This window comes from Pseudomonas sp. FW305-3-2-15-E-TSA4, assembly GCF_058787295.1.
This window is the reverse complement of sequence record NZ_JBYSZP010000009.1, coordinates 271,232-280,165: the sequence shown is the minus strand read 5'-3', so window position 1 is coordinate 280,165 and position 8,934 is coordinate 271,232. Positions and strand designations below refer to the sequence as shown.

Below are 8,934 nucleotides of genomic sequence, written 5' to 3'. Positions count from 1 at the left end.
TCGCCTGAGCGTGAAGCCCTGCGCGAGTTGATTCAATTACGCGAGCACTTCGTCCAGCAGCGCGACGACAACAAGCGCCGGCTGCAGCAGGCCCAGTTGCCTGCGGTTGTAGAGGCGATCAGGGACCATATTCGCTACCTGCAAACCCAGATCAAGCAGCTCGGCAAAGCCATCGATCAAAGCATGCGTGAGCTGGATGCGGAAAAAGCCGATCGGCTTATCTCCGTCAAAGGCATCGGCACTGTGGCGACCGCCAGCTTGTTGGTTTATCTACCCGAACTCGGCGAGCTGGATCGCAGGGAGATCGCCGCACTGGCGGGAATCGCCCCCTATAACGACGACAGCGGTAATCACAGCGGAAAGCGTCAGATTTACGGAGGGAGAGCGCGCGTCAGACGTGCGCTTTACATGTCGTGCTGGGTCGTTATCCGTTGCCAGGCCGACTTCAAGGCCCGTTATGAATCCTTAAGAGAACGGGGCAAGAGCGCGAAAGTCGCGCTCATCGCCTGTATGCGAATACTGCTGATCAGACTGAATGCCATGCTGCGAGACGGCACAGAGTGGCGGTGACGAACGGTGGCAGTAAGACAGTTGCTCCCACATTTGGATCGATGTTTAGCCGGATTTTTCGGCAAGCTCCCTTGCCACAGTCAATAATCCATATCTGGATCTTTGGTTATTTCCAGAGATGGATCGGCCAGCCTGCTTTTTCGGCATGCTCCAGCAGCACCGGATCCGGATTCACCACATGCGGGAAATCCACCTTCAGCAGCAACGGCAAGTCATTGCGTGAGTCGGAGTAGAAACTCGCGCCTTCCAGATTCTCTTCCTCGGCGTCCAGCCATTCCAGCAGGCGAGTGATCTTGCCTTCGCGGTAGGTCAACGTGCCGACGGTCTGGCCAGTGTAAACACCGTGCGCGACTTCCAGTTCGATGCCGAGAATTTCGTCGATGCCCAGGCGCTCGGCGATCGGTTTGACCAGGTGCGTGCCGGAAGCCGAGATCACCAGAATCCGGTCGCCGGCCTTGCGGTGGGCGGCGATGGTTTTGGTCGCGTCGCTGAAGATGATCGGTTCGATGAAGTCTTCCACCCACGGGCCGACCAGGTGTTCGACTTCCTCCGGGGTACGGCCGACCATGGGTTCGAGGCTGAACGCCATGAATTCTTCCATGCGCAATTTGCCATGGCTGTAAGCGTCCATCAGTTCGTTGTTCTTGCGCATGAACGACTCGGGATCGACCCAGCCCAGGCGCCCCATCTGCTCGCTCCAGAGGGTGGCGCAGTCGCCGTGGATCAGGGTTTCGTCCAGATCAAAAATTGCCAGGGCCATCAGTGCAGTTCTCTCTTCAACGTCAGCAAAGTCATCAGGCTACCTCACACAGGGCCGTCGGATCGATGGAAAGCGCCAGACGCTGACCGTCGGGATGCAGATCCGCCGCCGAGCGGTTGAGCACGTCCACCACCAGTTCCACGCCACGCGCCTCGACTCGATAGCGGATCACGTTACCGAGCAGGCTGTGGCTGCGGATCTGTGCATCGAGTTCGCCGTTGAGGCTCAGCTCGATGGCTTCCGGGCGAATCGCGATGCGGTGGTTGATCGGCCGTCGCAACAGCTTCGAGGCGCTGTCGGCGTCAAGCAAGTTGTAGTTGCCGATGAAGCCTGCGGCGAAGACATCGACCGGTGCGGTGTAGAGGGTTTCGGCATCGCCGCTCTGCACGATCTTCCCTTGGTTCATCAGGAAAATCCGGTCGGACATGGTCAATGCTTCTTCCTGGTCGTGGGTGACGAAAATCGTGGTCAGGCCGAGTTCGCGCTGGATCTGTCGGATCTGTTCACGCAGGTGTTTGCGGATACGCGCATCCAGCGCCGACAGCGGTTCATCCAGCAGTAACAGGCGTGGACGGGTCACCAGCGAGCGGGCGAGGGCCACGCGTTGACACTGGCCGCCGGAGAGCTGATGCGGATAACGGCTGGCGAAGTCGTTGAGCTCAACCATTTTCAGCACCTCGGCGACACGTTTGTGGCTGTCGTCCGAGTTGACCTTTTGCATGCGCAGGCCGAAGGCGACGTTCTGTTCGACGGTCATGTTGGGGAACAGCGCGTAGCTTTGGAACACCATGCCGATCCCGCGTTTCTGCGGGCTCAGCGGCACGATGTCGACGCCATCAAGCAGGATTTTGCCGCCATCCACCGGCGTCAGCCCGGCTATGCAGCGCAGCAGCGTGGACTTGCCGCAACCGGAAGGGCCGAGCAGGGTGACGAATTCGCCCTTGTTGATTTCGCAGTTGATGTCGCTGAACACGGTCGTGCCCGCGTAGTTTTTCTGCAGGTGTTGGACGCTGACATAGCTCATTCGCTTTTGTCCTTGTTCAAGATGTTGGCGATCCAGGTCAGGACCAGCACGAAAAAGAAGTACGAGATCACCAGCGCACTGGTGAAGTGGCCGCTGCTGTTGCGCATGTTGTTCAGGTACACCTGCAGGGTTTCGTAGCGCGTGCCGACGAGGATGTTGGCGAACACGAACTCACCGAACAGGAACGAGAACGACAGCAGCAACGCGACCATCAGGCCCTTGCGCAGGTTCGGCAGCACCACCAGAAATGCCGCCTGAAAGGTGCTGGCGCCGAGCAGTTGCGCGGCGTCCATCAGATCGCGCAGGTTGATCGCCTGCAGGTTGTTGGTGATCGCCCGGTACATGAACGGCAGCGCCACGGTGAAGTAGCAACCGATCAGGATCCACGGTGTGCCGACCATCGCCAGCGGCCCGGAACCGTACAGTTGCAACAGACCCACCGACGACACCACCGGCGGCACCGCGAAGGGCAGCAGGATCAGGATGTTCATCAGCGCATCGAGTTTCGGGAAGTGGTAATGCACCACGAACAGCAGGGGCAGGATCAGCACCACCGACAGCACCAGCGCGCCGACGCACACCAGCAGCGACTGGCCGAAGGCATGCAGAAAGCGCGGATCGCTCCACAACTGGAGGTACCACTTGAAAGTGAAACCGCTGGGCAGGATGGTCGCCGACCAGCTGCTGGCAATCGAGTAGATCAGCGTACCCACCAGCGGCAGCAGCAGGATCGCGAACAACAAGTAGACCACGACGCGGTGGTAGACGCCGGCCGGGCCGGATTCAGCGCGAGACATGGTAGCTCCTCTTCAGCAGCAGTTGATGCACGACGGTGACAATGGTCATCAACGCCACCAGCACCACAGCCAGGGCGCTGGCCAGATTCGGATCGAGGGAAATGTCCCCGGAAACCATCGCCGCAATGCGGATCGGCAGCACGTTGAAGTTACCGGTGGTCAAGGCGTACACCGTGGCGTAGGCGCCGAGGGCGTTGGCCAGCAGGATCACGAAAGTGCCGAGCAGGGCCGGGGTCAGCACCGGCAGACCGATGTGGCGCCAGAACTGCCAGCCGTTGGCGCCGAGCAGCGCAGCGGATTCGCGCCAGTCTTCACGCAAGGCGTCGAAAGCCGGGTACAGCAGCAGCACGCCGAGGGGAATCTGGAAGTAGGTGTAGAGGATGATCAGACCGGTTTTCGAGTACAGGTTGAAGTCCTGAATGATCCCGGCCTGCTTGAGCATGATGGTGATGCTGCCGTTGAAGCCGAGCAGGATGATGAACGCGAACGCCAGCGGCACCCCCGCGAAGTTGCTGGTCATGTTGGCGAAGGCATTCACGAAGTTGCGCAGTTTCGAGTCGACCCGGCGCAACGAATACGCACCGAGCACGGCGATGATGATGCCGAATACGCTCGACCAGAAACTGATCTCCAGGCTGTACTGAATCGCCTGCAAATAGAACTTCGAGCTGAAGATCTTGCTGAAGTTGGCGAAGCCCCAGCCGAACTCTTCCGATTGCAGGCTGTTGATCATCACCCAGACCAGCGGGGCGATTTCGAACACGATAAAGAACAGCGCGAACGGCACCAGACACAGGGCCGCCAGCCATTTGCCGCGAGTCATGGCATTCACTTGAGCAGCTCCCGGCACACAGGTTTGTCGTGGGGTACGCCGAGCAGTTCGCAGACGGTGCCGCAGATCTCGGTCTGCTTCGGCGCGGCGTCAGCATTCAGGCTGAACGCGTCGCCGAGGACGAACAGCGGCACCTGGCGTTCTTCCGGCAGCAGGCCGTTGTGCGAGCGGTCGTTGTTCATGCCGTGATCGGCAGTCACCAGCACCTGATAACCCGCGTCGAGCCAGCCTTGCAGGTAGTCGGCGAGGATGATGTCCGCCGAGCGTGCGCTATTGCGGTACTGCGAAGAGTCGAGGCCATGCTTGTGCCCGGCGTCGTCGATGTTCATCGGGTGGATCAGCAGGAAGTTCGGCGCATGGCGCAGGCGCAGGTGTTCCGCGTCGGCGAACAGGTGCGAATCCGGGTAGTGGTCACTCCAGTAGAAATGCCCGTGCTGGATCGGTAACGCTGGATCGTCGGTATGACGGTCGCGGGCCGCTAGGAACGGTGAGCGGTTGTACAGCTCGCTGACCCAGTGATAGGCCGCTGCGGCGGTTTTCAGGCCGGCGTCGCGGGCGTAGTGATAGATGCTGCGCTGGTTGGACAGGCGCGCAACGTTGTTGTGGACGATGCCGCTGTCGATCGGCGGCACGCCGGTAAGGATGCATTCGTAAAGCGGTCGGGACAGGGCTGGCAACTCGCACTCCAACTGATAGAGCGCGGCGCGTCCTGCGCCAACGTAAGCCTGCAGATGCCCCATGGCGTGACGCGCGACCTCGTAATTGAGACCGTCGAGCACGACAAGGATGACGTTGTGCTTCATAGGGGCAAAAACTCCGCGAAAACAGGAAATTCAAATTCAACCTGGACCCCCTGTGGGAGCGGGCTTGCTCGCGAAGGCGGAGTGTCAGTCGATAGATGACTGATCCACCGCATTCGCGAGCAAGCCCGCTCCCACATTTGGATCTCCAATGGATCCAGCAGTGGGGATTTACAGGATTACTTCATCTCTACGATGACTTCTTCGTTCCACTTCTGCGGCAGGGCCTTGGAGGTTTTTTCCCAGGCGTCGGCGTCCTTGATCGGCGTGACCTTCTTGTACTGCTCGTTCGGCAGCAGCTTGGCCTTCACGTCTTCCGGCAGTTGCAGGTGCTCGGCACGGATCGGACGAGCATTGCCGCGGGCGAGGTTGGTCTGGCCGGCGTCGCTGAAGATGTATTCGCGGGTCAGCTTGGCGGCGTTCGGGTTTTTCGCGTACTTGTTGATGATGGTGGTGTAGCCGGAAATCACCGAGCCATCCGACGGGATCAGCACCACGTAGTCATCCGGGTTGGCCATCTTGGCCTTGTAGCTCAGGCCGTTGAAGTCCCAGACCACGCCGACTTCGATCTCGCCTTTTTCCATGGTGGCGATGGTCGGGTTGGCCATCGACAGGCGACCTTGCTTGGCGATGTCTGCAAACAGCAACAGGGCCGGCTGGATGTTTTTCTCGTCGCCACCGTTGGCCAGGGCAGCGGCCAGTACGCCGTTGGCGGCTTGCGCAGCGGTGCTCACGTCACCGATGGAAACCTTGTATTTGCCGCCCTTGAGGTCGGCCCATTTGGTTGGCACTTCGGAGCCGTGCAGCAGCTTCTTGTTGACGATGAAGGCGATGGTGCCGGTGTAGGCCAGTGCCCAGTTGCCGTCCTTGTCCTTGGCCCAGTCCGGGACTTGATCCCAGGTGCTTGGCTTGTACGGTTGCACCACGCCTTGCTTGACCGCGATCGGGCCGAAGGCGGCACCGACGTCGCCGATGTCGGCAGTGGCGTTGTCTTTTTCGGCGGCAAACTTGGCGATTTCCTGGGCCGAGCTCATGTCGGTGTCGATGTGTTTCAGGCCGTAGGTTTTGGCCAGGTCTTCCCAGGTGCCTTTCCAGTTGGCCCAGTCATCGGGCATGCCGACGCTGTTGACGGCGCCTTCCGCTTTCGCAGCGGCTTCGAGGGTTTTCAGGTCGGTACCCGCCGCCATGGCGCCGGTGCACATTGCAATGGTCGAGCCTAACAGTGTTGCCAGGAAAAGCTGTTTCATTCCGAAGCTCCTTGGTCGTGTTCAACGCTGCGATTGCGGTTTGTGTTGGTCTAGGTCAGCAATACCTGAGCCAATTTAAGGGGGCTGGATGACACTTTGATGTCGGCGCTCACCCGGCAGGCCTTTTATTGGCCCGGTTTCGGCGCTTGCGGGGTAAGCGTAGACCAAGGTCAAAGCCCCGACTGGCAAGGGACTTGGCCGATGTATTGCAAGTCGTGAGGGCGACCGTTGGGCGGGTGTGTCATCTCTCGGTCATCTGCACTGCCTAGGCTTGCAACACATGGAAACGGCTTGCAGGCCGTGCGATTTTTGCCCCGAAACAGTGCTGGTCTAGTCCAGATAGGTAACGTTGATGCGCGATGAGGCAACAAAAGCGGTGACAGCGATTGGTCAGGTGCTGCAGGAGCAACTTGATCACGGCCTGCTCGCGCCCGGGAGCAAGTTGCCGGCCGAGCGCAAGCTCAGTGAGTTGTTCGGCACCACGCGCATTACGGTGCGTGAGGCCTTGTTGCAGTTGGAGGCGCAGGGGCAGATCTATCGCGAGGAGCGCCGTGGCTGGTTCGTTTCGCCGCCACGTCTGGCGTACAACCTGATGCAGCGCAGTCATTTTCACGCGATGGTCAGTGCGCAGGGGCGGGTGCCGTCGACCGAGGTGATTTCGGCGCGGTTGCAGCCGGCGTCGGTGGCGGTTTGTGCGTTGTTGCAGTTGCCTGCTTTGTCGAGCGTGATTCAGATTTGCCGGTCGCGGCGGATTGACGGACGGCTGGTGTTGTATGTGGAGCACTATCTGAATCCGCAGTATTTTCCGGGGATTCTGGGGTTTGATTTGAATCAGTCGATGACCGAGCTTTATGCGCGGCATTACGATTTGCACTATGGGCGGGTGCGGTTCGAGATTGTGCCGACGTCGTTGTCGGTGGATGCGGCGGCGGCTTTGCGGGTTTCTGTCGGGAGTCCGGGGTTACGGATTGCTCGGGTCAATTATGATCAGCATGAGCGGTTGATTGATTGTGATCTGGAGTTTTGGCGGCATGATGCGATTCACGTTGGTGTAGATGTTGTTTGACCTTGGCGGCCTTTGGGCCGACCAGGTTCTTGGGGTTTTGGGTGTATATCCGTTGCTTCGGGTGTTGCCACTGGCGGTTTCGCTTTTACAGCGAGTCCCTTTGGCAAAAGCCCCAAAGGAACCAAAGGTCTGTGCCCTGACGTTCGGCCCGCTCGCTAAAGCTCGGGGTTCCTTCGCTCCGGGATCGATCCGGGCGCATCGCCTCCGGTTTGCTTCGCTGCACCTCCTCTCGATGTGTTCGACTTCGTCGAACGGTCGCTGCGCTCCCACCCCCGGATCAATCCCTCCGCTCAGCCTGCCGACGGGCCGGTGAGTCAAGATCAAGAGCTTTCGGCGAGCTGACACTCGGCCATTGAGTGGTGAAGAGCCTGCGGTCGGCTTTTGTTTTGCTGTAGGGGTGAGCCTGCTCGCGAAGGCGCTCCCACTGTCACTTCATCTCTACTTGCCCGCCCCTGCATTGGCATACAAATAATCCGTCGCCAGCGACGCCATCGTCCTCACCCCAACCACCAGCGCCGACTCATCCACAAAGAATCCCGGATTGTGATTCGGCGCCGCCTTGCTCATGTCCTGATCCCGTGGTGTCACCCCGAGGAACACAAACAGCCCCGGCACTTCCTTGGCGAAGAACGAGAAGTCTTCCGCGCCGCCCACCAGCGGCGCATTGACCACGTCATCCTTGGCTGCCCACTTCAACGTCGGCAGCATTTTTTCCGTCAGTGCCGGGTTGTTGATGGTCGGGTCGTATTTTTCGATGATGGTCACGTCGGCTTTCGCGCCGCCGCTTTCGGCGATTTTTTCGATGGTCTGGCGTACGTCGGCGTGGAGTTTCTGGCGGATGCCGTAGTCGTAGGAGCGGATGGTGCCGCTCATGTCCACGGACTCGGGAATGATGTTGTAGCGGGTGCCGCCGTTGATGGTGCCGATGCTGACCACCGACGGGTAGGACGAAATGTCGGTGCGGCGGCTGACCACGGTTTGCAGGCCGACGATGGTTTGTGCGCCGACGGTGATCGGGTCGATGCCGTCCCACGGGCGGCCGGCGTGGGTCTGTTTGCCGAGGATTTTGATGCGCAGGTCGTCGGAGCTGGCCAGAGTGGCGCCGGGGCGGTAGGCGATCTGGCCGGCGGGGACGCCGGCCCAGACGTGGAGGCCGAAGACGGCGTCGGGTTTGGGGGATTTCATCACGCCTTCCTGCACCATCATTTTCGCGCCCCAGGTGTTTTTGCCGTCGGGGATGAAGTCGCTCGGGCCTTCTTCGGCGGGCTGGAAGTAGAAGACCACGGTGCCGGGCAGGGTGTCGCGCATGCCCGTAAGAATTTTCGCCGTGCTCAACAGGATCGCGGTGTGGGCGTCGTGGCCGCAGGCGTGCATCACGTCGACTTCTTTGTCCAGATAAGTGCCTTTGGCTTTCGAGGCGAAGGGCAGGTCGGCGACTTCCTTGACCGGCAACGCGTCCATGTCGGCGCGCAGGGCCACGGTCGGGCCGGGCAGTGCGCCCTTGAGGATGGCAACCACGCCGGTGCGGGCGACGTTGGTTTTGACTTCCAGGCCCATGGCCTTCAGTTGTCTGGCGACCAGTTCCGCGGTGCGTTTCTCGGTGTTGCCCAGTTCCGGATGCGCGTGGATGTCGCGGCGGGTTTCCAGCAGTTGCGGTTCAAGTGCCTTGGCTTGCGTGGCGATCTGTTCGCGGGTGCTGTCCAGGGTGGCGGCGCTGGCGGTGCCGGCCAGCAGAGTGAGCAGAACGGACTGGGCGATACGTGTCAGCTGCATCGGGTGTCTCCATGGTTATTGTTTTTCTGGCTTCCCTGCCTGTGACCCGAGTGTCTGCGCGAAGT

9 protein-coding genes are annotated in these 8,934 nt (G+C 60.3%); 2 read left to right on the top strand and 7 right to left on the bottom strand.

Translation table 11 applies throughout. From position 1 onward, the window contains the following. The coding region (locus AC3WMV_RS15055; protein WP_492561393.1) for a transposase at positions 1-570 on the top strand (570 nt) is incomplete at its 5' end. 106 nt (positions 571-676) lie between these two features. On the opposite strand, the gene AC3WMV_RS15050 is transcribed toward AC3WMV_RS15055, so the two are convergent. The 6 genes from AC3WMV_RS15050 to AC3WMV_RS15025 all read right to left on the bottom strand — a co-directional run bounded on the left by AC3WMV_RS15050 (position 677) and on the right by AC3WMV_RS15025 (position 6,030). After that, entirely contained in the window at positions 677-1,330 is a 654-nt protein-coding gene (locus tag AC3WMV_RS15050) for an HAD family hydrolase (protein ID WP_103368935.1), read from the bottom strand. A 34-nt stretch (positions 1,331-1,364) separates the two neighbouring features. Further along, positions 1,365-2,354 (bottom strand): ABC transporter ATP-binding protein, encoded by a 990-nt coding sequence (locus AC3WMV_RS15045; protein WP_103368934.1) that lies wholly within the window; start codon positions 2,352-2,354, stop codon positions 1,365-1,367. Next, positions 2,351-3,151 carry an ABC transporter permease gene (locus AC3WMV_RS15040; RefSeq protein ID WP_007965346.1) on the bottom strand — a complete coding sequence of 267 codons (801 nt, stop codon included), beginning with the start codon at positions 3,149-3,151 and terminating at the stop codon, positions 2,351-2,353. Before AC3WMV_RS15040 ends, AC3WMV_RS15045 begins: the two co-directional genes overlap by 4 nt. Then, positions 3,138-3,974 carry an ABC transporter permease gene (locus AC3WMV_RS15035; RefSeq protein ID WP_163005303.1) on the bottom strand — a complete coding sequence of 279 codons (837 nt, stop codon included), beginning with the start codon at positions 3,972-3,974 and terminating at the stop codon, positions 3,138-3,140. Before AC3WMV_RS15035 ends, AC3WMV_RS15040 begins: the two co-directional genes overlap by 14 nt. A gap of 5 nt (positions 3,975-3,979) precedes the next feature. Beyond that, positions 3,980-4,786, bottom strand: coding sequence for an alkaline phosphatase family protein (locus tag AC3WMV_RS15030; RefSeq protein WP_103368933.1), 807 nt, complete (start codon positions 4,784-4,786; stop codon positions 3,980-3,982). Positions 4,787-4,962: 176 nt separating this feature from the next. Continuing rightward, positions 4,963-6,030, bottom strand: coding sequence for an ABC transporter substrate-binding protein (locus AC3WMV_RS15025; protein WP_103368932.1), 1,068 nt, complete (start codon positions 6,028-6,030; stop codon positions 4,963-4,965). A 352-nt stretch (positions 6,031-6,382) separates the two neighbouring features. Between AC3WMV_RS15025 and AC3WMV_RS15020 the strand changes: the two genes are divergently transcribed. Next, positions 6,383-7,096 carry a UTRA domain-containing protein gene (locus AC3WMV_RS15020; RefSeq protein WP_025113378.1) on the top strand — a complete coding sequence of 238 codons (714 nt, stop codon included), beginning with the start codon at positions 6,383-6,385 and terminating at the stop codon, positions 7,094-7,096. A gap of 438 nt (positions 7,097-7,534) precedes the next feature. On the opposite strand, the gene AC3WMV_RS15015 is transcribed toward AC3WMV_RS15020, so the two are convergent. Next, the gene (locus tag AC3WMV_RS15015) at positions 7,535-8,869 is read right to left on the bottom strand and encodes an amidohydrolase (protein WP_103368931.1); all 1,335 of its coding nucleotides are present in this window, start codon (positions 8,867-8,869) and stop codon (positions 7,535-7,537) included. Between the last annotated feature and the right edge of the window lie 65 nt (positions 8,870-8,934).